Genomic DNA, 20,515 nt, shown 5'->3' with positions numbered 1-20,515 from the left:
ACATCGAGTCCCTGACGGAAGGGGATCTCTGGGTCCGACTGCTGCAGACGGCGCAGAAGACTGCCGGCGCCGCGTGGGATCAAGTCAAGCGCGCCTGGGCGCTCAAGGTGGAGGAATTCCGCCAGCTGACGCCCTCCCACCAACTGCGGGCCACCGCCTCGCCGCTGCCCCAGAATGACGCACTACTAGCCGATTACGAGGCGCAGTACCGCGCCGCCTCGCGGCTGGCCAGCATGGAAAATCCGAGATCCGCAAGCGACCCGGAGGCCTTCGCTCAGGCCATCGACAGTTGCAAGGAGATTGCCGGTCGGCTGCGGTTTGACGCTCCGACCGACGTCGAGGAGTTCTTCCGCGCCCTCAACGCAGGCGGGGCCTCCCTTGCCCTAGTCACGCCCACCGTGTTGGCGTGGCTGTCGAAAAATGACCAGTTGGGAAGGTACATCGTGAGGAGCTGCGTCCGATGACGCTCAGTGCTGACCTAGCCCTGGTGGAAGCGGCCCTGAACGCGCTGGAGCAGCGCGAGGTGCGGGTCCTGGTCTGGGGCTTGGTAGATTCGGCCCTTGGCGACCAGGAGGTCCATGATGTTCTCAACGGCGTCTTCCTGGGTGACAAGTACGTGGAGGTCCGCGGGCGGGCTGATTGCACCGTGCATACGGCCGAGGACCTGCTCGAGCGCCTGAAGTTGCTTGGACTGATCTTCGAGGTACCTGCTCGCGGGCTGGAGGCGCCCCAGCGCTGGCGCACCCGCATGGCGGAAGGCTTGCGCCTGCTCGCCCGATTGCGCCAGTTGATGCCCCGCCACAAAGGGCCGACCGGCTGGGCCGCCGCCCCGACCTTGGTGGCCGACTACCGCCTGCTATGGCGGCCACGCCGCTACCCGAAACGCAACCTGGGGATACAGGACGCAGAGCAGTCCCTGGCATCCAGCGTGCAGTCCGAGGAGACCCTTCACGCCGTGCGCCACTGGCTGGGAAAGGCCAGTCCCGGATGGCAACTCAGCCGCTTTCAACTGGATGCGGCCTCGCGCATCCTCGGGGCCCTGGACCAGCAGTACGTCAGCGCCACCCTGGTGTCCGCCGGCACCGGCAGCGGCAAGACCCTGGCCTTCTACCTGCCCGCGCTAAGCTGGCTCGCCGCCCAGAAACTGACCCACCCGCGCTCGGGTGGGGTGCGGATCCTGGCAATCTACCCGCGCAACGAGCTTCTCAAGGATCAGTTGTCTGAGGTCTACAGCCAAGCGCGCAAATTCGACGACCTGCTGGGCAACCGCGGTGGACGGCCGATCAGCGTGGGCGTGCTGTACGGCGATACGCCGAACACGCTCGCTTCCATCAAGTACGCCTGGAACGACCACCAAGGTGCCTGCCCGTTTTTCAAGTGCCCAGCACCGGGCTGCAATTCCTCGATGGGGGTGGTGCCGCAGGACCTTGAGGGGAAACTGCAGCGCCTGACCTGCGTGAAGTGCGGCCACCAAGTCGACCGCACTACCCTGCACCTGACGCGCCAATCCATGCAGGAGCAGCCACCCGACATCCTGTTCACCTCCGTCGAGATGCTGAACCAGCGGATGGCGGACTCCGACATGCGCCACCTGTTCGGGCTGGGACCGGATGCCGAGCGCACGCCCTCCCTGGTTCTGCTCGACGAGGTGCACGTCTACTCGGGCACCTACGGCGCCCAGGTGGCCCACCTACTGCGGCGCTGGTCTCGGCTGAGTGGGAGACGGGCCAGTTTCGTGGGACTGTCCGCCACGATCTCTGAAGGAGAGCGCTTCTTCGCTTCGCTCGTCGGGCTTAATGAAACCGCCGTGAGCGAGATCACGCCCAGTCCGGATGACATGGACAGCGAAGGTGCCGAGTACATGGTCGCCCTGCGCGGAGATCCGGTGTCCCAGGCTGCGTTGCTGTCAACGTCTATTCAGACGCTGATGCTCGGCAGCCGTCTTCTGGACACCCGTGGCCAGTTCGACCGGGCCTCCCGGCCGTTCGCCGGTTGGCGTGCCTTCGCGTTCACCGACCAGATGGACGCCACGAACCGCCTGTACGCGGACCTGCTGGATGCCGAGGGCCGGACCGCCCAAGGCCGGGAAGCCACGCGGCGCCATCCAGATGGTGGCTTGGCACACCTGCGCCAACCGGACCTGGTCAACAGCGGCCGCTATGAAGCCGGCCAGGACTGGCGTCTGCCGGTGCAGATTGGGCACGACCTGCGCAAGCGCCACCAGGTCGGGCGCACGACCGCCTACGACTCCGGCGTCGCGGACCACACCGAGATCGTTGTCGCTACTGCCGCACTCGAGGTGGGGTACGACGACGAGGCCGTGGGGATGGTCCTGCAGCACAAGGCCCCGCGGGACATGGCGCAGTTCCTGCAGCGCAAAGGGCGCGCAGGACGTACGCGTCACATGCGTCCCTGGACCATCATGGTCCTATCCGACTATGGCCGCGACCGCCAAGCCTACCAAGCCTACGAGCAGTTCTTCGACCCGGAATTGCCCCCGCGTGACCTGCCCATGGGTAATCGCTACGTGCAGCGCATGCAGGCGGTCTACGCCTTGCTGGACTACCTGGGCGTGCAGATGCAGGCTGGTCTGCCAAGGGGCTCGGTCTGGCAGGACCTGTCCGGACCGCCGGAGACGCATCGCCGGTTAACGCCCGCGATGAAACAGGCGTTGATGGGGTTGGTCCGCACTAACGACTTTCCGCTCACCCCAGAGCGATTCGGGAAACTGGAGTCCGATGCCTGGAGGATCGTCAGTTCCTTGCAAGACGGCTTGGCCGTACACGCCGCGCGTCGCGGCGTTGCCTTCCACGTGCGCCGCAAGCGCATGGAGCGGCTTCTCCATTCCTTGCTGACCCGACCCGACGATGCCGAAAGCCTGGCCCAGCACTTGATGGCCGCTCTGGACCTCCCGCGACAGAGCGTGGATGCCCTGCTCTGGGAGCATCCTCGCCCGCTGCTGCTGGAGGCCGCGCCCACCGCGCTACGGCGCCTCGAACGCAATTGGGAGGCCAACGGCCAGCCCCAAACGGACTACCGTACGAACCATCCCCTGCCCGAATTCGTGCCGGGCACCCTGTTCAGCGACCTGAGCCTTCCCGAGGTCCGCATCGACCGGCCGCAGGCCGAACGGGAGTCCTACCTGCCAGTGCAGCAGGCCTTGGGCGAGATGGCGCCGGGCAAGGTCTCCAAGCGCTATGACCATGCGCTGTGGTTGGGAGTGGATGAGGCCAGGTTGCTCCAGGCAGTGCAGGACAGCGACCTCGAACCCACACTCGATGTCGAAGTGAGCGATTGGTACGACCTGGAGCCCCACCAAGGTTTCCACGTCGAGCATGGCCGGCAGGTCGAGCAACTTCCCGCCTTCCGTCCGCGCGTTCTCAAACTCCAGCCGACGCCCGACGACGGCAATCCTAACTTCCCGCTGGTGAAGGCGACTTCTAATGCGCGTCTCGTGTGGAGTTCTCAGGTTTTTGCCCGTCGCGAGGGCCACCCCTTCCCCCGCCGCACGGTAGGGTGGGGATCGCCGCCCTCGTTTCCGGGGTGCGTGCTCATACCCATGCCGCCCAGTCGCCGACCTGCGTGCGACGTTATGCAGTGGGGTCTATCGCCAGCCTGCGCTTGGGGGCTCTCTTGCGGCCGCGGCGGGCACGGGGAGTCCACCGTCGACCAGCGCATCGATTTCCGGTTCACTTACCGCGGGCGGCCCTGTGGCGTTGGCTTTGAGATTGACGTCGATGCACTCAGGTTCGAACTGGACCTGCCGTTGAGTCCGCACTTGGCGGTAGACCTCGACCATGCACCCACTCTTAGGGGCTTGCGAACCGCCCGATATTTCTGCGAGGCGCGAGACGGCCAAGGCCTCGAGGCTCTGGAGCCAAACGTCTTCCTTCGCCACTGGATGGCCGAGATCTTCCTCACGGCCATCATGCAGCGTTGCACCCAGGACGGCGACGACCTGCGCACCGCCCTTGACTGGGTCGCCGCGAGCCCCCAAAACTTGGCGCTGGAGCCCATCTTGGAGACCCTGTTCCAGGCCCCGGCACCATCCGACGACGAAGGCGGCGACGATGACGACGAAGGCCGCGGGGCAAACGGCCAGGCCAAGGATCCCGATCGCCTACGCGACAAGCTGCGCAGAGGTCTGGCACGCACCGATGTCATCGCCAGCTTGCGCGCGATCGGCGAGCACCTGTTGGAACCGGTGGACGCGTCATGGGACGCCTGGCTGACCCGGGTCATGAAGCACACCTTGGCGGCCGCGTTGGTAGAGGCGATCCAGACCAGTTGTCCCCAGGTGGACGGCGACGACCTGGCGGTCGACGTGGACGCCGGCCCCAATGAGAGTGGCGAGATTGAACCGGGCCATCGCATCTGGATCACCGAAATCAATCCGGGTGGCAACGGCCTGATCGAACAGGTCATCGAGACGCTTGCGACCGACCCGGTCGGCTTCTACCAGCAGGTTGAAGCTGCCTTGGGCATGTCGGAGTTCGAGGTGATCGACCAGCAATTGCGCAACTTTATCGGGCGCATCGGTGGAGAAACGCCGGACCATGATCTCCTGGGACGGGTGCAGGCCGTGCGTCACAGCCAGAACACGCAGCAGGCGCAGGAGGCAATCGCGGCACTACGGTTCCAGCTGGTCCAGACTGGGCACAGCGTCTTCCACGGGTACGTGGCGGCGATCGCCAACAGGGTCCTGCGGCCCGGCACACCGGACGGACTGGACCGCATCCTTGCGCAACTCTTGGAGACCTGGACGCAACTGGAGGAGCGGCTGGAGGTAGAGGTCGACGCCCGCGTGATCTGCGCCATCTTTAGCCAAGACCAGCGAATCGACGCGGTGTTCGCCGGTGCGGGGCTGGAACCGCCGCCGACTTCGCAGCGGCAGGTTTGGCGGTTCAGCATGCTCATGGGGGTCATCTGGGCCCGCGGCCATGCATTGCGTGCCAATGCGCTGCCTCTGCAGCAGCGATACGACTTGGTGCCGGCAGTCACGGAGCGTCTGGTGTTGAGCCGATGGTTGACTCCGCCGGACGAACCCGTGCCCGCGGCCGAGGATAACTGGCTCGGCCAAGTCCACGCACGCTTGAGGGAACGCGGCCGCGCCAGCGTGGCGCTGCCCCATGATCGGGAGGTGCTGTCCCAGGTGATGCAGGCCCTGACTACCCAGCCGGTGCAGATGGAATACCTCAATGTCTACCCGCGCCTGCTGTCGGTGGCTCGGACGGTCGGATCCATCGTGCTGCGGCTGGAACTGGTGGAGACGCTGTGATGCCCGTGCGCAAGATCTTCAAGAACGCCACCACCTCGCAGTCCGCGGTCCACGAAGCGCTGGCCTTCGTTTTCACCCAGGAGTTGCTACTGCCCAGCGAGCACGTGTTCATCGTCGCCCCGTGGATTAGCAACATACCCATCCTGGACAACCGCCAAGGGGTTTCATGGCCTTGAACCCGGAATGGCCCAGAACCGACATCCACTTGGTGGAGGTTCTGGCCTCGCTCGCCACCCGCGGCGCACGGTTGCACCTGCACGTTGGGACCGACGACCACAACCGGTATTTCGAGTCCAGCCTCAAAGAGGCCTTGGCCGACGCCGGTGTCTCGGGACAATGCCTGTGGAAGGTGCATCGCCACCTTCATACCAAGGGCATCCTGACAGACCAGATCCTGGTCAGTGGCTCCATGAACTTCACCCGCAACGGCATCCGCCTGCTGGACGAATCCGTTGACATCAGCTTCGCGCCGGAGAGCGTGGGCGAGGCCCGGGCCCACTTCGATTCGTATGAGCACCCCTGAAACAGACGCGGCAGCCACTCAGGCACTGGAACTGCAAGCCGGCTTCTTCAGGCCGCCCAACTTGTTCCGGCTCTTGCCGCAGGACTGCCCCGAGGAATTGGCTCCCACCATGGCGGCACTGCAAGGCGAGCTGTGGCACCACGCTAAGGGTCAGGTGGACAGGCCGCTACTGCTACCGGTACGGCTTGAGGGCGACGTCTTCACCGTCTGGTATGCCTGCGCGGCCAGCGAGTGCCAATTGCGGGCCTTAGAGGCCGAACTGAAGGCCTTCATCGGTCCCACCTATGCCTGGTTCCGCCTGCCCGAGGACGGCCGGTTTGATGCCGACCGCCATGCACAGCCCCTGCTCAGGCGCGGCGGGTTGCGTCACTTCGTCATGTGGACACAGGGCCCGGAACAGGACGGCCGTCTGCTGCACAAGTGGCGCATGTACCGCGACCTACTGGAGCGGCGGCCCGCCATAGTGGCGCGCATTCCAAAGAGTTTTGACGCGCTGCGTGCCGACTTCGACCGCGCGCTGCTGGCGCGCGACGAGCGGGCCGCCCACTTGGCCCTGTCCGCAATGAGGGACCGGTTCGGGATCTCCGCGGAAAACCGCCTCTACCTCGAAATCCGGTTGTTTGCAGGACTCGAGCACTGGGACCGTATCGCCGGCCATCGCCTGCTGAGCACCCTAACCAAGCTAAATCTGCCGCAGGAAACTTACGGGGACGTCCTCGAGGGCCTGTACATGGCGGATGTCTTCCCGTTCGAGCAGGGTGCACCGCTGGACAGGGTCTTGGAGGAGTTCAAGGGCAACCTCCTTGAACGGGCCTACCCCCTGTTCCGCACGCGTCGGCAGTCGCAGCGCCCGGCGGTCCTCAAGGCGTTCGTGCTCTTCGAACTACTGCAGCCGTCGCCCCAGGCGGAAGTCGTCAATCTACTCCTGCAGCAACTGCCAGGCGGCGCCTGGGGTGCGCTGGAGGCGCAAGTGCGACAGGCAGTGACCCACCTGCAGACCCCCGTGGACCCTGCCAGTGACGCTTGGCAGGCCTACGAGCACGAGCAGTTCGACCGGGCCACAGACCTGCTGTGGCCGCTGCCGGACAGCGTCGACGTCCTGCGCGCGCTGATCCGGTGCGTCGACGAATCCAGGAACTTGCAGCGGGCTCAGGCGCTCAAGGAGCGCATCGAGGCGGCGCCTCCTCCTGTTCAGGCCGATGTGGAGGCACGCTGTCCGAAAACCTGGCCGCGCGTTCGGGAACTCGCCCGACTCGCCCCTGCCGACCAGATGACTTGGGCGCAGCGCATGGCTTGGCATCCTAACCTCGGCGAGAGCATCGATGCCTATGTCGACCGCTGGAAGGAATGGGCGCGGGTGGCTGAGGTCGATGAACTGTTGCGCGAGCAAGACTTCGGCACCGAAGCAGCCAACCTTCTGGAGCAACTGGCCCTGGAGTACCCCGCTGTCTTCGGTCGCATCGCACCGCTCTGGCACGAGGTGTTTGTGGCGAGGGCAGAGCCCCGCCCCCAGTGCAAGCCTGTGTATGCCGCGCTGTTGGAGACCTTGCGGCTGCCAGGCACGTTCAGTGATGTGGACTTGAGGCTGGTGCGTGATGTGCTCAAGCATCTGGTGCAGGCGGGCCTGACCGCACCTGAGTATGCAAAAACCCTTGAGGACATCGGCCTCGTCTTCGAGCAGGTGCGCTCCCCACATCACATGCGATGGGCGCTGGACGTCTGCGACGTGCTGGCGATGGAGGCCTGTCCCGAACCAGCGGCCCGACTGCGCCTGCTAACCGCCACGACGGTCGCCGGTCAGGAATTTGCCAGCAGGATAGGCGAGCTTGAAATTGCGATGCTGCTCATGCTGGCACAAGAGGCCGGGATCGACCTGGCTCTTCCGCAGCGTGTCACGGCACCCGGCTCCTCCGCAGGCCGCCAGAGTGCAGAGGTGGGAACCATTGGCATCTATACCCTCGACGAGGCTGCAGGTCGCCGGGCGGTGCAAATCCTCCAGTCGACGTACGGGCCCATTGACGTGCGCTTGAATTCGGACTCCGTCTGCACTCCGCAACTGAAGGCCTTGGTGCAACGGTCTGCGATCTTCGTCTTCGCTTGGAAGACCAGCAAGCACGCAGCCTACTACTGCATCAAGGCTGCAAGCCGGCCCGACCAACCACTGGAGATGGCGCAAGGCGCGGGTACGAGCAGTATGGTGGACGCGGTCGCTCAGTTCATGGCGAAGCGAGCTTCCCAGGCCTCATGACGATTATCAGTGCCCAGGTAGTTGCTAGTCGATGCCGGCCTCGCCCGATTCAGCCAGCAATCAGGCCGTGCGGAAACCCTGCAGGTCCGCAGCCATATTCTTCACTAGAAAATCCACCACCCGCCCCTTGCCCGGACTGATCCCCACACACAAAGTGCTCACGCCGGCAATCACCCAGCGCAACTGCGCCAACTCGTCTGCCCGCGCGATTGCCTCGCCCGCCTGAGTCAGCACATTTACCAAGTTGGTCTGCTCTATCGTAGTGTTGTCCACGACATGCGCCGCGGCGTCGTTGCGCAGAATGGCGCGCGTGCCCGCAACCCGTACTCCTCCACCAGAAGTCCGTACAAGTCCGCTGCCGGCTGGATCTGCCCAACCCCGTTCAGGCCGCTATTGAGTCGCCGATGCAGTATGTCGGCAATCCCGAAGAACTGGTCGGCCACCACGAGCACATCGCCGATTGACGAGAGCGCAAGAGAGGACGTCATTGCATTGAGATGTTGGAGGCTACGGGCCAGCGCAGGACGCACTTGTCGCCGCTGGCGCGACGCTCAATCATCACGGAACACAGCAAGGGCAGGTTGGCCTGCAACTGTCTGCGAAGGAAGGCGCACAGATTCTCCAGCGTCGCTGGACCCAAGTCGGCCACCTCGTCCAAGAAGCGGTGGTCCAGCAACTCCCGTACCCGAGCAATCTCGGAGCGCAGGTAGCCCAGATCTATCAGCATGCCCGTTTGGGGGTCCGGTCGGCCGCACAGCGTCACTTCGGCCTCGTAGGTATGGCCATGGATACGCAAACTTCCTTCGGTTTCGATGGAGCGGTGCAGCGTGTGGGCGGCCTCGAAGAAGAAGCGCTGAGACAGTTCGCAAACCTCTGTTCGCGAATCTACCCGGGCCGTGGAAAGCGTGCTCACCACAGGAGACGATGCGTCCATCAGCGAATCTCCAATATCTTGTGTGTTTGGACTGAAAGCCGCCAGCCCGGATGCGCCTGACAGTGCTCTATGGCCCGGCGGGTGTTATCGGCGGCGGCCGGTCCATCCATTGGCTGCAACAAGTAGTGATCGAATCCTGCTAACTCGACCTCGTTCGGCATTAGGCCCCGCTGGGGGTACACCAACTTCAACTCTGCTCCGGTTCGCTGCACCCATGCGGCGCCCGCCTTCGGGCTGACGCAAATCCAATCGATGCCGGCAGGAGCCGGCAAGGTTCCATTCGTTTCGACGGCGATTTCGAAAGCTTCAGCGTGAAGCGCGTTTACAAGTGCCGTGTCAACTTGCAGCAGTGGCTCGCCGCCAGTGAGCACCACGTAGCGGTGGCCCTCTCCGGCTGGCCAGAAGGCGGCTATGGCGCGAGCCAACTCGAGGGCCGTTCGGAACTTGCCGCCCCCGCTGCCGTCTGTGCCGACGAAGTCGGTGTCGCAGAACTGGCAAATCGCCCGTTGCCGGTCCTCCTCGCGCCCAGTCCACAGATTGCATCCGGCAAACCTGCAGAACACCGCGGGCCGCCCTGCACGCAAGCCCTCGCCCTGCAGCGTGTAGAAGATTTCCTTGACCGAGTACATAGTGTCAGACGGGCATGCAGGGGCCGGCGAGACTCTCCGCAAGTAGAGTCCCACAGCCCGGAGTTTCGTACAGATCGACGCGGGAGAGCTCGGGAATCTTGGGACGCGCCTGCGCGAAGATCCACGCTGCGAGACTGCCGGTATCGCCGTCGCGCAAGCCGTCCATTTCGGTTAATGGCTGGTGGTCTAGCGCCTTAAAGATCGGATCGAAGTTCTTCTTGACGTCACCGAAGTCAATCGTCCAGCCCATGGCTTCATCAAGTGGCGCCTTCATGTGCAGTCGCAATTGATATGTGTGACCATGAAGCCCGCCCCTCGCGTTCCCCTGGGGCGCGTGCCGCAGCGCGGTCGCACTGTCGAAGCTGAACTCCTTCCAGATCCGGTATTCCCGGCCATCGAAGTTCGCACCACAAGACGCGGTCTCGTACACGGTTACCCAGGAGAGCTCGGGCAAGCCCACCTTCAACTTCCGCCAGATCCACGCGGCAATCACCTCGCTGGTGGGATTTTGCAGCCCCTCGATTTCATTGAGGGAGTGGTAGTTAAGTTCAAAGTGCAGCGGCGCCCATAATTCGTCGAGGTGGTCGTAGTCGATGCTCATGTGGCGGGCGCCGAGATCCTGATTGGCGTGGATGACCACTTCGAATCCGTGCCCGTGCATCCGCCCACATTTATGATCTGCCGCAACGTTGGGAAGGCGATGGGCCGCCTGAAACCGGTACCGCCGCCACACGTGCGCCGCACGGCCGCGGTCGAGGTCCACGCCACTGCCGGACGTGCTCTGGAGAGCAACCCGCGCAATGCCACGAACACCGAGACGCTGCCAGATCCACCGGGCCAGGTTTTCGTCCGTGGGCATCTCTAGGTGGTCGTTGAGGAATGCGTAATTCAGTGGCGCGATGCACGCCTCGAGTCGCTCCGAGAGAGTACCCACTTCAGCACCGGGAAAACTCACTGCTCCGTTTGCCATCTCGGCGAATACCGTGGCGGCGAAGCTGTGCCCGTGAAGTCGACGGCTGCGGTGCCGTTCCGGCAGGATCGCCACCTGCCTGGCGGCCTCGAATCCAGACGTGGCAACTGAAAGCTGTGCGGCGCACATTACTTAGGACCTCGGACGTATTCCTCGTAGCCCTTGCGTCGCAGATCACACGCCGGGCACTCGCCACAACCGTAGCCCCATTCGTGAAATGTCGTCCGGTTGCCGAGATAGCATGTGTGAGTTTCAGTTCGGATCAAATCTACAAGATCCTTACCGCCAAGTTGCTCCGCGAGTGACCATGTCTGCGCCTTGTCAATCCACATCAGCGGCGTCTCGAGCACAAAGCGCGAGTCGAGTCCGAGGCTCAGTGCGACCTGCATTGCCTTGATGGTGTCATCGCGGCAGTCCGGATATCCGGAGTAATCGGTTTCGCACATGCCGCCCACCAGTACGCTCAGACCGCGTCGGTACGCAACGGCCGCGGCCAAGGTAAGAAACAGCAGATTGCGGCCGGGTACAAAGGTGCTCGGCAGACCGGAGCTCTCTCGAAATGGATCGCCTTCTGCTGCGTCAGTGCCGTATCGCTTATCTGACCTAGCACGGTGAGGTCGATCAAGTGGTCCTCACCCAGCTTAGTCGCTGACTCTGGGTACTTCGATTTCAGCGCAGTTAGGAACGACTGCCGGCAGGCCAGTTCGACTGCATGGCGCTGACCGTAGTCAAAGCCGATGGTCTCTACCCGCTGATACCGGCGAAGCGCCCAAACGAGGCAGGTCGCCGAATCCTGACCTCCGGAGAAAAGAACCAGAGCAGACGTGTGCTTGGCCACTATGCAACCCTCCGCAGCTTCCGCAGTTGCCGTTTCGTTGTGGACACTAAGTGATGCGTGAGGAGATCAATATCATTGGGCGTGTTCTGGATGTCGTTCCAGGGAATGTTGTAGTCGGCCGTTTTCCATACGCCGGACGTCCAAGCCGTGTGGGGCTTCAGCAATTGAAGACCGGCGGCAAAATCGTCAGCCGAGGTTGCTCCTTGATTTGCGTAGAGCAGGTCCATGACAAAGCCCATCGCCACAATCCCTGCTCCATGTCGTAAGCGTGAGTGACGCGGAGACATGCCAGTCCACTCGCCTCCAAACACGCGCGCCACCGCCGTGAAGTACTCATCGATCAGCGCCACGGCACGATCCTCACGGTCTTCGTAAGTAACCAGATCGCGCACGGCTCCATGGGCCGCGGAATTGATGACCAACTTCTGCATCGCCGTGTCGCTGATAACTCCCGCTGGGTTCGTGTGCTGACGAATCTCCCCACGTAGTGCCGGACTGCCGAAGAAGTTAAGCCGCTCAACCACTCGGGCCGCGAAGCGGCGCGCCGTATAGCGTTCAGGCAGGCCCTCCACGGTGGGAAGCAGTTCGTAGATCAACGTCTTCGGCAAAGGCCGGGTGCTATTAATCAGAACGAACTGCTGGCGCAGTTCGTCGTAGTTCTTGCACACGAGAGCCGAGACAAACACCTGAAACCCAGGTTTGTCTAATCCTGATAAGGCGGTAAGCCGCTGCTGACCATCTACAACAAAGCCTGGCGGTCCTTTATGTGCGTCTATCGAAACATCGACACGCCCGTCTTTGTTCCGGTGAATCGTCACTCCCTCAAGAAACGCAACGATAACTGCGTTAGGCAGCAGTGCGTCTTCCCGAGCCATGTAGGTTCGGATGTCTTTAATATGCGAGGAGATCTGATGACGCTGGAAGCCTTTCAGTTCACCGGCGTCCGTTCTGCCGACGCGCTCAATCTGCGCGAACTGAAGGACCTGCTTCGGCTCCGCAGCGAAAACAAAGACGTCGTGCTCAGGCGCTTGCTGAGCGCGTAACGCGGGGAATCGAAAGGTGGCCATCTATTTTTTCTCCAGCGTTTTCTGGACGTGGCGGTGGTAAACGCCGAGGTTATGAAAGCCGCGCCGCTTGTTCCGGTTGCTGCCTCTGAAAATGATCACTTCCACCCCCGCAGTTCGGCAGATCGCACAACTGCAGGACTTCCACGGTCGGTCTTCAAGGGTGCGCTGAACGCGCTCTCGCATGCTGGCGAGAGCCTTGTCCTGTGCAGTTGCGCCGCTCCCATCTCCGCGGACAAGGAACTGCGAGTAGTCCATGACGGCATCCAGAGTCTCCTCCGCTGACCGCTTCTTCTGGTCATACTCTCGCAGCGTACGCAAGGTGCGCTCCTCTCGCATCTTCAAATCTTCTGCGTCGAACAGCCCACGCTTTACGCCTCGCATTAGTCGTGCGTTTTCCCAGGCCTGTGGCACTCGGATCGCCGTGTAGTAGTCGAGCCCGCCTCGGCCGTTGTCCAGATAATAGTTGGACTCCTTGTCCTTGAATGCGCGTATCAAAGGAGATGTAGAGTCGAAGCTGGTGATCCCATACCCAGTGAATTCACCGATGTGATCCGCCTTTGCGAACCCCAGAAGATGCAGTTTGGGCCGCATTCCAACCTTGGCGCGAATCGCCTGCAGAACCTCCTTGATCGCGGGGACCTTAAGCGGAACCAGGCCTCCGATGGCAAGGTAGTCGTACCCCATCTTCACCAAGGCCGCAGCGGCTTCCGCCATGCTCTTTGGCGACCAGCCTTGAACCGGCCCTATAGGTTCGAAGTCGTCTCCCTCTTTGCGAACAAGCTTCCGAAATACGCGAGCATTCTCCAAGGTAATCTCGTATCGGCGACGGATGTCCTCTGGTACGTCCGATACCGGCGGATTGGCTGCGTCGCAGGCGAAGATGATGTGATCGGGTGAGACTCCGTGGGTGACCTCTGCATCTAAATAGAACTCCACCACGTCGTCCGGTTTGTATGCGGGTTCGGGGTGCTCGACATAGGCGAATGCTCCGCAATCGCCCATGAGCATCAGATCGCGATACTTTGGTCCGCCAAAGCGCAGAAATCGTCGCGCGCCTTCACGCAGCAGTCGCTGCTCTTCCGCTGTCGAATACCTCACCTTTGAAGCAGCGACGCCGTCTGCTTTGCGAATTGCACTCATGGAAATGAGCAATCCGTCGTACGGTGCTTGGTCCATGATTTCGTGAGCGTACTGGTCATGCCAATACCGCTCCCGATTTGCCGGGGACGAGTCCGTCAAGAAGTCGTACTGGGGGTCAACGTAGTCCTGGGTGTCCGAGTACAGGAACTTCATCGCTCACCTCCACCCACGTAAGCCTGGACTAAGGCGGTTTGGAGGCGACGAATGTCTCGCGTTGTGTTTTCGATTTCGTTCCATGCAATGCCAAGGCTGTCCCAACTCCCGGATGTCCAACGACAGACCGACGCCACCTTCTGCAGTTCACGCTGCACTGAACGCATGTCTTCGTGTGGCGAGGTGCGCGCGTAGATTCGGTCCATCAACACGCCCATGGCCATGACGCCGGCGGAGTGCATCAACCGGCTCTGGCGTGGGTCGAGGCCCCACGCGTCAGGGAAGGTCGATTTCACCGCCGCCCAAAAATTGACAAGCAGCTTGTACATCCTCTCGAGGTCGGCCGTGTCACGGCCGTTGCTGGTGATGCGATATGTGGCGAGCGCACCCAGCGGGTTGTTGATGCTGTTCCGAATCATCGTGACCACAGCCGTGTCAGTGACAACAGCTTTGCCGGCCGACCCGTCCGACGGTCTCTTAATGAGCTGGTAGAAGGGTGATCCAGGATCGCGATTCAGCTGATCGCACAACTCCGCGGGAACCTTCCGTACGCTGAGGTCTCTTGGAAGCAGAACGCTACCCGTCTCGGGTAATAGTTCGTTGATAAGGCGGCCTGGCAGAGGCTTCGCCTTATTGACCAAGATGAACTGCTCGCGCTGGACATCCAGACGGTTGGAGACAAACCCAACGACGGGGACCGGAATATCCCGGTTCTCAGCTTGTGAAAGCGCCAGCGACCGCTGCTGTCCATCCACTATCCACGCGGCACGCTTTCCTTCTTCCAGGACAGGAATCGTGAGAGTGCCGCTTTGGGCAATTCCTTCGTCGCCTATGGGGCGCGTACCGCGCGACGCAGCGAAGTGAACCTGAGGCGAAAGCGCCAAAATAATGGCGTTGGGGAACAGGATGGTGCCCTGATTCAGGTACTCCACGATGCCCTTCACGTGCGAACGGATCTCCGGGCGTTGGAAGCCTTTCAAGCTGTCATTCTCGTCTCGGCTGATGCGCGAAATGTCTGCCAGGCTAACGATGTCAGCGCCCCTGACAAAGAACGCGTAAACGTCAATGCCGTCCCTGAACCGTATGCAAGGCACGAACAACCACCTCGTGCTTTTCGTTAGACACACCAGTCTGAGTCATGCCCGCACTGTCATGCCACTTTCGCGGCGCGCTCGTGACGTACTTCGCGCCACAGGCGAGCAAAGCGACCTTGCTCACACGCGACAAGCGCGTCGTCGCGCAGGTACCGCAGGAGGACCGAACTGCGCCCCCTGTGGCGCGCCATTGGTCGCGAATCATTTTCTTGACTTGCGCATCGTCGGCACGCGATCTGACAATCGCTGTTGGGACCCGTTTCCGTGCGAGCGCCTTCTCCACGACCTTCCGTCCGGAGATCTGGTCCATTTGGTGTCCGCGGAGTTCCTCAACAAAATGCCTGAGTGCCCTCTGAGGAAAGTCCGCGCGAGTACCTGTGTACCCCTCGATTACCTCTAGTCGATCATCGTATGGCAGCAAGGCCGGCACCAATTTCTTGGGCAATTGCCGGCCACCGACGGCCGAAGTGAAGAGGCGAAGGCGCGGGAGGCATTGCGCTGGTATCCGCAGCAAGTCGGCCTCAAGCATTGCGACGTAACTTGCGGGAAGAGCGGCGAGCAGAACAGCCTCACGGTGCTCAACAAGAAAAGCTCTGCCACGCCTTTGGCCCCACATAAAGCATCCCACCAATGAGTTGTCGAAGCTTCATGATGGTGTAGGGCCGACTGCAGACCTGAATCCGAATCAGATGCAGTAAGGTCGTACGGGGCGATTAATTGGTTTGCATTAATGAGTCCGTAGCCGGCAGACGCAACATACAACGACGCGGCCAGATGGTCCGCGACACGTTTGGCATCTGCGATCGAACGACCGGCGTAAAGCTGACACGCAGGAATCTGCGGTCGATGAACGCCTAACTGTGCGGACCAGCGTCTTGCGGTTCCCGGCAGATCGCTGCCGAGCAACGAACTGGAGAATCGAAACGGAGGGAACCCACCCCGCTTGCGCGCGGTGCAGTTCGTTAGAACAATGAATAAAGTGGACACGCGGACACCGTAAGGTGCGATTTACTGTAGCACAACATATTTGTAACGCCAATGGAAACTGCGGTGGAGTTACAACTCGCAGTGTACTTTTCACCCCACTCCTGCGGCGTCAGGCACGCCTCCCGGATGCCGCGATGCACGGACCACTTCGGCGCGCCGAGCTCAAGGCAAGGTCGGTCGTCACGTAGCTCCGCACCGGGCGCGCCGAGCAGTCGGCGCGACAGCAGGACGTAGGGCGCGTTCGAACGCCGCCCCTTCGCCTTGCCAAGCAGCGCCACTTTCAGCCAGTCCGTGCAGGCTCAGGAATACGTGAGACTGCCAGGGCAACTGGCTTTCACGGACGGACCTTCTCTTCCCAAGGGAGCGGAAGCTCGGCGTTGCTGAATTCACAACGACCGTTGTGCTATCCACCACAATGAATACGGCTTTGATGACCGAACTCCTCGGCGGCGCCGGCCGCTACAAGGCCTTGCGTTGCTTGTACGAGCAGCCGTCACGCGCCTTCGGCACCCGAGAGCTCGCCGCCCTCGCCGGCATCGACCCGAGCAACGCCTCCCGCTGGCTGCGCCGGTAGGCCGACGTCGGCCTGGTCGAGCGTCGCATGGAACGCGGCGTGCCGGTCTTCCAAGCCTCGCGCGATCCGGGCCTTGCCCCCTCGCACAGCTGCTGCTGCAGCAGGACACCCGCACGAGCCAGCTGTTGTCGGAGCAGGTTGAGACGCTGGGAGAAAAGGTCGAAGCGGCGGCAATCTTCGGATCCGCCGCGCGGGGCGAATCCGATGCAACCAGCGACATCGACGTGTTGCTGCTCACCGACCTTCCCCAGCTGAAGGCACAAGCGCTGTTCAAGGCGACAGGCCGCGAACTGGGTCGACCCGTGAACGTGCTGGCCTACTCGCCCGCGGCCTGGCGGCAGGCGCTCGCTGACCGGAATGCCTTCGTGCTGGAGCTCCTGCGAAGCCCCCTGCCCGCTGAAGGGAGACGTCCGTGCTGCGCAAGCCTGAACAGTTCCGGCAGGAAGGCAGCAAGGTCTTCCGCAAGGCACCGGTGAACACGGTGTCCATCGAAGGCTGGGTGAAGATCTCCGGCGGGAAGGCCGCCGACGCGGCACGCAAGGCGAACTCCGCGAGCACGCGCCTCGGGGCCGGCTACGACACCGTCTCCAACCTCATGCGGAACAACCAGTACCAGGGCATCGAGCCTTCGGCGCAGGACGTGGAATATGCGCTGGACGTGATGAACCGGGTCGTGCCGCGGTTGCTCGGATACCTCAACGCCTGACTGCGGTTCAGCGCGCCATTTCACCCGCCACGACCCCAGCGGCGACCGCGCCCATCCAGCGCCCCGCGGCGACGAGGCCGTAAACGACCAGGGGCACGGACACCAGCGTAGTAAGCGGATTGCTACCCACCGACGCGACGATCCACACCGCAGCCCCGACACACCCCCTCCCAGGATGGCGCCGGCCAGCTCGCGCTGCGACCACGGAAGCGGCGCCTGCTCTTCACCGCTGGCTTCGGCCCTCGCCAGCATCATCCGGCCCACCAGGCCCAGCCAGATGCCGGCCGGCAAGGCCAGCATGACGAAGAAGGAGAACTTCGCGTGGAGGGCCAGGTGGAAGAAGCCGATCCCGAGGCCGGCGCACACGATGGCCCACGCGGGCGGCTGGACGAAGTAGAAGGGCGTGTCGGGATCGTGACTCGCCTGGGGCACCTTCAGCGGCAGCCGGCCCAGCCAGGCAAGGACGGCAACGCCGACCAGGGCGACAGCCAACAGCAGGAAAAGGGCGGTTCTCAAGTCGGCATCTCCCGGGAACGAGCTACGCGCATCGTAGGCGAGCGTTCCGGGCGCCGCTCTCCTTGCGTCGGCGGGATCACACCGCCGGCCGCCGCAGGTGCCAGTCCGTCGCATCCTGGTAGGCCCAGCCCACGCGCAAGGCCGTCGCCTCGTCGAGCGACCGGCAGACGATTTGCAGGGAAGTTGGTAATCCGCTCGCGTCGAAGCCGTTCGGCAGCGCCAGTGCGGTGAGGTCCAGGTAGTTGCCGAAGCGCGTGTAGTGCGCCGGCGCCTTGGTCTGGTCGACCTGCTCGAGCGGCAGCGCGGTGGTCATCGTCGTCGGCGTGAGCAGCGCGTCCATGCCTTGCATCGCCTGCGCGAACTGCTGCTTCATCACGTCGCGCATGCGCAGCGCCTCGATGTACTCGCGCGCGCTGACGTTGCGGCCGGCCGCGATGCGCGGGCGCACGTGCGGGTCCAGCGGCGCGGATGCGTCGTCGACCAGCGCGTGGTACAGCGTGTAGCTCTCCGCCGCCATGATGCGCAGGTTGTGGGCGGCGATGTCGGCGAACAGGAAGGGCAGCTCCAGCGGCACGATCTCGGCGCCCAGGCGCTCGAGGTCAGCGAGCGAGCGGTCGTAGGCCGCCAGCACCTCGGCCGACGCATGCTGGCGCTCCACCTCCGGCATGCGCGCCAGGCGCAGGCCACGCACGCCGCGCCGCGCTTCAGCGTGGGCAGCGGATCGGTGTAAGGCAGGCCGCGCGTGAGCGGATCGAGCGGGTCCGCGCCCTGCAGCACCGCGTAGAGCAGCGCGGCGTCCTCCACGCATCGCGCCATGGGCCCGGGCGTGTCGAGCGTCGGGCTCAGCGGCAGCACGCCATGGGTGCTGACGCGGCCGATGGTCGTCTTCAGTCCCGTGATGCCGCACCACGAGGCGGGCAGGCGCACCGAGCCGCCGGTGTCGGTGCCGATCGCCCAGGGCGTGAGCCCGGCGGCGACCGACACGCCGGAGCCGCTGCTGGAGCCGCCCGGCGTGCGCGCCGTCTGCAGGTCCCAGGGATTCCAGGGCGTGCCGCGACGCGTGTTGGTGCCCCAGCCGCCCATGGCGAATTCGACGGTGTGGGTCTTGCCCAGGACGATCATGCCCTGCGCCACCAGCTTCTTCGCGAGCGTGGCGGTGCGCGTGGCGACGCGCTGCGTCCACGCCTCGCAGCCGCCGGTGACCACCTTGCCCTCGATCTCGACCAAATCCTTCAGCGCGATCGGCACGCCGTGCAGCGGGCCCACCGAGTGGCCGGAGCGGATGGCCGCTTCAGCGCCGCGCGCGGCCAGGCGCGCTTCGTCCGCGAACACCTCGGTGTACGCGTGCAGCTTCGCATCCTTCTGCGCGATGCGCGCCAGGTAGGCATCCACCACCTCCACGGGGGAAAGTGTCTGGTCCTGCAACCGGCGCGAGAGCGCGTGGACGGGCAGCTGGGTGAGGTCCCGGGTGCTCATGGTTTCCTCGCGGCTTGCGCCTTTGTCGTCATCCCGTACAAGGCCAGCAGCCCCAGCACGTGCCCGATGGCGACGCCGGGTTCGCCCGCTTCGATGCGGCCGATGGTCTGCACGTGCACCCCCAGCCGCGCCGCGGCCGCCGCCTGGCCTTCGCCTGCCTGCAAGCGCGCCTGCTTCGCCGCGGCACCCAGCTCGCGAATGGACTGGAGCACCGCCTCGGGAATGTCAGCAGAAATGCGCTTGCCTTGGGCCATGCACATCATTGTCACCGCCGCCGCGCCCCTTCATGAAGTGCCCTTCATGGACCCATTCGCAAATGCCGCTGGACCCGCCCGCCCCGGCTCCGGAGAATGGCTCCGCCGCCGTCGGGCGCCACGAACAAAGGAGACACCATGACCACCCGCCTCGCCTGGCTCGCCATCGCCGCAGCCGCCCTCACCGCCTGCGCCACGCCGCCGGCCCCCGTGACCCAGGCCACCGTCGACGCCCACGTCGCCCGCGCCACCACGCTGGCCGGCGAGGACCTCAAGTACCTGCTGCCGGTGTGCCGCCCCCAGCCGGCGGAGCGGGCGGGCGGGTCGGCCGTCGAGCAGCTGCTGCAGCGCATGATCGCGGCGCCCGCGCCCGAGCCGGGGCAGGCCTTCGACAACCTCTACTTCGTCGGCTCGGGCTGGGTCAGCGCCTGGGTGCTCAAGACCAGCGAGGGGCTGATCCTGATCGATGCGCTCAACAACCCGCTAGAGGCGCGCGCCCTCATCGAGGGCGGCATGCGCAAGCTCGGGCTGGACCCGGCGCAGATCAAGTACGTGGTGGTCACCCACGGCCATGGCGACCACTACGGCGGCGCGCCCATGCTGGTGGAGAAGTACCGCAGCCGCGTGGTGGCCAGCGCCATCGACTGGCACATGATGGAGACGGGCCTGGAGTTCGACTCGCCGCAATGGGGGCGCCCGCCCAGGCGCGACATCGCGATCAAGGACGGCGACACGCTGACCCTCGGCGATTCGACCATCACCTTCCACGTGACGCCGGGCCACACGCTGGGCACCATCTCGCCCGTGTTCGACGTCAAGGCCGGCGGCCGCACGCACCGCGCCATGATCTGGGGCGGCACCTCCTTCAACTTCGGCCGCGACATGGGCCGGCTCGACGACTACATCGCGCAGACCGAGCGCATGCGGCAGGTCGCCGCCCGGCGCTCCGTCGACGTCATGCTGAGCAACCACCCCGGCTACGACGGCACCGTGGCCAAGCTGGCGGCGCTGCGGGCCACTCCGTCCGGACCCAACCCCTTCGTGACGGGCGGCGAGGTCGCGGATCGGTCGATGCGCATCCTGAACGAATGCGCGCGGGCGCAGAAGGCGCGCTTCCAGATCTCCTGA

General features: G+C 63.8%; 19 protein-coding genes and 2 pseudogenes. 10 read left to right on the top strand and 11 right to left on the bottom strand.

Annotation, left to right across the window (positions count from 1 at the left end):
- The first annotated feature begins 107 nt into the window (after window positions 1–107).
- From HK415_RS18840 to dpdD, 5 genes are read left to right on the top strand one after another with little or no spacing between them, the layout of a single operon-like run.
- The gene (locus HK415_RS18840) at window positions 108–464 is read left to right on the top strand and encodes a hypothetical protein (protein WP_171561946.1); all 357 of its coding nucleotides are present in this window, start codon (window positions 108–110) and stop codon (window positions 462–464) included.
- On the top strand, window positions 461–5,278 hold the full coding sequence (gene dpdJ, locus HK415_RS18835) for a protein DpdJ (protein WP_171561944.1): 4,818 nt from the start codon (window positions 461–463) through the stop codon (window positions 5,276–5,278). Before HK415_RS18840 ends, dpdJ begins: the two co-directional genes overlap by 4 nt.
- A complete protein-coding gene (locus tag HK415_RS18830; protein WP_171561943.1) occupies window positions 5,275–5,454 on the top strand; it encodes a hypothetical protein in 180 nt (59 codons plus the stop codon). Before dpdJ ends, HK415_RS18830 begins: the two co-directional genes overlap by 4 nt.
- Entirely contained in the window at window positions 5,445–5,801 is a 357-nt protein-coding gene (gene dpdK / locus HK415_RS18825; RefSeq protein ID WP_171561941.1) for a phospholipase D-like domain-containing protein DpdK, read from the top strand. The genes HK415_RS18830 and dpdK overlap by 10 nt, the downstream gene beginning before the upstream one ends.
- Window positions 5,788–8,049: a protein DpdD gene (gene dpdD / locus HK415_RS18820; RefSeq protein ID WP_171561939.1), complete on the top strand. Its 2,262-nt coding sequence runs from the start codon at window positions 5,788–5,790 to the stop codon at window positions 8,047–8,049. The genes dpdK and dpdD overlap by 14 nt, the downstream gene beginning before the upstream one ends.
- A 60-nt stretch (window positions 8,050–8,109) precedes the next feature.
- Here the strand turns inward: dpdD and HK415_RS18815 are convergent, their stop codons facing one another.
- From HK415_RS18815 to HK415_RS27260, 9 genes and pseudogenes are all read right to left on the bottom strand, one after another.
- On the bottom strand, window positions 8,110–8,322 hold the full coding sequence (locus HK415_RS18815; RefSeq protein WP_171561936.1) for a hypothetical protein: 213 nt from the start codon (window positions 8,320–8,322) through the stop codon (window positions 8,110–8,112).
- Between the two features lie 211 nt (window positions 8,323–8,533).
- Window positions 8,534–8,983: a 6-carboxytetrahydropterin synthase gene (locus HK415_RS18810; protein WP_171561934.1), complete on the bottom strand. Its 450-nt coding sequence runs from the start codon at window positions 8,981–8,983 to the stop codon at window positions 8,534–8,536.
- A complete protein-coding gene (gene queE, locus HK415_RS18805; protein WP_171561931.1) occupies window positions 8,983–9,612 on the bottom strand; it encodes a 7-carboxy-7-deazaguanine synthase in 630 nt (209 codons plus the stop codon). The genes HK415_RS18810 and queE overlap by 1 nt, the downstream gene beginning before the upstream one ends.
- A gap of 4 nt (window positions 9,613–9,616) precedes the next feature.
- Complete coding sequence (locus tag HK415_RS18800; RefSeq protein WP_171561929.1) at window positions 9,617–10,711, bottom strand: 6-pyruvoyl trahydropterin synthase family protein; 1,095 nt, start codon at window positions 10,709–10,711, stop codon at window positions 9,617–9,619.
- A pseudogene (queC, locus tag HK415_RS18795) lies at window positions 10,711–11,423 on the bottom strand (7-cyano-7-deazaguanine synthase QueC). Before queC ends, HK415_RS18800 begins: the two are co-directional and overlap by 1 nt.
- Window positions 11,420–12,487 carry a DGQHR domain-containing protein DpdB gene (gene dbpB / locus HK415_RS18790; protein ID WP_171561927.1) on the bottom strand — a complete coding sequence of 356 codons (1,068 nt, stop codon included), beginning with the start codon at window positions 12,485–12,487 and terminating at the stop codon, window positions 11,420–11,422. Before dbpB (HK415_RS18790) ends, queC begins: the two are co-directional and overlap by 4 nt.
- The gene (gene dpdA / locus HK415_RS18785) at window positions 12,488–13,780 is read right to left on the bottom strand and encodes a tRNA-guanine transglycosylase DpdA (RefSeq protein ID WP_171561925.1); all 1,293 of its coding nucleotides are present in this window, start codon (window positions 13,778–13,780) and stop codon (window positions 12,488–12,490) included. It lies immediately after the preceding gene.
- The gene (dbpB, locus tag HK415_RS18780) at window positions 13,777–14,874 is read right to left on the bottom strand and encodes a DGQHR domain-containing protein DpdB (protein ID WP_309246860.1); all 1,098 of its coding nucleotides are present in this window, start codon (window positions 14,872–14,874) and stop codon (window positions 13,777–13,779) included. The genes dpdA and dbpB (HK415_RS18780) overlap by 4 nt, the downstream gene beginning before the upstream one ends.
- 396 nt (window positions 14,875–15,270) lie before the next feature.
- Window positions 15,271–15,861, bottom strand: a complete 591-nt coding sequence (locus tag HK415_RS27260) for a DUF6884 domain-containing protein (protein WP_373684618.1) — start codon at window positions 15,859–15,861, stop codon at window positions 15,271–15,273.
- A gap of 430 nt (window positions 15,862–16,291) precedes the next feature.
- Between HK415_RS27260 and HK415_RS18775 the strand changes: the two genes are divergently transcribed.
- From HK415_RS18775 to HK415_RS18760, 4 genes are all read left to right on the top strand, one after another.
- Window positions 16,292–16,435, top strand: a complete 144-nt coding sequence (locus HK415_RS18775; protein ID WP_171561921.1) for a MarR family transcriptional regulator — start codon at window positions 16,292–16,294, stop codon at window positions 16,433–16,435.
- Between the two features lie 125 nt (window positions 16,436–16,560).
- Window positions 16,561–16,911 (top strand): nucleotidyltransferase domain-containing protein, encoded by a 351-nt coding sequence (locus tag HK415_RS27255; RefSeq protein ID WP_171561918.1) that lies wholly within the window; start codon window positions 16,561–16,563, stop codon window positions 16,909–16,911.
- Window positions 16,848–17,141: a hypothetical protein gene (locus tag HK415_RS18765; protein WP_171561917.1), complete on the top strand. Its 294-nt coding sequence runs from the start codon at window positions 16,848–16,850 to the stop codon at window positions 17,139–17,141. Before HK415_RS27255 ends, HK415_RS18765 begins: the two co-directional genes overlap by 64 nt.
- 175 nt (window positions 17,142–17,316) lie before the next feature.
- Complete coding sequence (locus HK415_RS18760; RefSeq protein WP_171561914.1) at window positions 17,317–17,538, top strand: hypothetical protein; 222 nt, start codon at window positions 17,317–17,319, stop codon at window positions 17,536–17,538.
- Window positions 17,539–17,733: 195 nt separating this feature from the next.
- Here HK415_RS18760 and HK415_RS18755 read toward each other — a convergent pair.
- Both HK415_RS18755 and HK415_RS18750 read right to left on the bottom strand, forming a co-directional pair.
- Window positions 17,734–19,133 (bottom strand): annotated as a pseudogene (locus HK415_RS18755) (amidase).
- A complete protein-coding gene (locus HK415_RS18750; protein ID WP_171561912.1) occupies window positions 19,130–19,387 on the bottom strand; it encodes a helix-turn-helix domain-containing protein in 258 nt (85 codons plus the stop codon). The pseudogene HK415_RS18755 and the gene HK415_RS18750 overlap by 4 nt, the downstream one beginning before the upstream one ends.
- A gap of 138 nt (window positions 19,388–19,525) precedes the next feature.
- On the opposite strand from HK415_RS18750, the gene HK415_RS18745 reads away from it, so the two are divergent.
- On the top strand, window positions 19,526–20,515 hold the full coding sequence (locus HK415_RS18745; protein WP_171561910.1) for an MBL fold metallo-hydrolase: 990 nt from the start codon (window positions 19,526–19,528) through the stop codon (window positions 20,513–20,515).

The organism is Ramlibacter montanisoli (genome assembly GCF_013087525.1).
In the GTDB taxonomy this organism is placed as follows: Bacteria; Pseudomonadota; Gammaproteobacteria; order Burkholderiales; family Burkholderiaceae_C; genus Ramlibacter; species Ramlibacter montanisoli.
The sequence above is the reverse complement of the archived record's forward strand: the minus strand, read 5'-3'. Positions and strand labels throughout refer to the sequence as shown.

Excerpts from the sequence above, each read along its gene's own strand:
- dpdJ (WP_171561944.1), top strand. The coding sequence starts at position 461 with ATGACGCTCAGTGCTGACCTAGCCCTGGTGGAAGCGGCCCTGAACGCG.
- dpdK (WP_171561941.1), top strand. The coding sequence starts at position 5,445 with ATGGCCTTGAACCCGGAATGGCCCAGAACCGACATCCACTTGGTGGAG.
- dpdD (WP_171561939.1), top strand. The coding sequence starts at position 5,788 with ATGAGCACCCCTGAAACAGACGCGGCAGCCACTCAGGCACTGGAACTG.
- HK415_RS18810 (WP_171561934.1), bottom strand. The coding sequence starts at position 8,983 with ATGGACGCATCGTCTCCTGTGGTGAGCACGCTTTCCACGGCCCGGGTA.
- queE (WP_171561931.1), bottom strand. The coding sequence starts at position 9,612 with ATGTACTCGGTCAAGGAAATCTTCTACACGCTGCAGGGCGAGGGCTTG.
- HK415_RS18800 (WP_171561929.1), bottom strand. The coding sequence starts at position 10,711 with ATGTGCGCCGCACAGCTTTCAGTTGCCACGTCTGGATTCGAGGCCGCC.
- dbpB (WP_171561927.1), bottom strand. The coding sequence starts at position 12,487 with ATGGCCACCTTTCGATTCCCCGCGTTACGCGCTCAGCAAGCGCCTGAG.
- dpdA (WP_171561925.1), bottom strand. The coding sequence starts at position 13,780 with ATGAAGTTCCTGTACTCGGACACCCAGGACTACGTTGACCCCCAGTAC.
- HK415_RS18775 (WP_171561921.1), top strand. The coding sequence starts at position 16,292 with ATGACCGAACTCCTCGGCGGCGCCGGCCGCTACAAGGCCTTGCGTTGC.
- HK415_RS18760 (WP_171561914.1), top strand. The coding sequence starts at position 17,317 with ATGGCGCCGGCCAGCTCGCGCTGCGACCACGGAAGCGGCGCCTGCTCT.
- HK415_RS18750 (WP_171561912.1), bottom strand. The coding sequence starts at position 19,387 with ATGGCCCAAGGCAAGCGCATTTCTGCTGACATTCCCGAGGCGGTGCTC.
- HK415_RS18745 (WP_171561910.1), top strand. The coding sequence starts at position 19,526 with ATGACCACCCGCCTCGCCTGGCTCGCCATCGCCGCAGCCGCCCTCACC.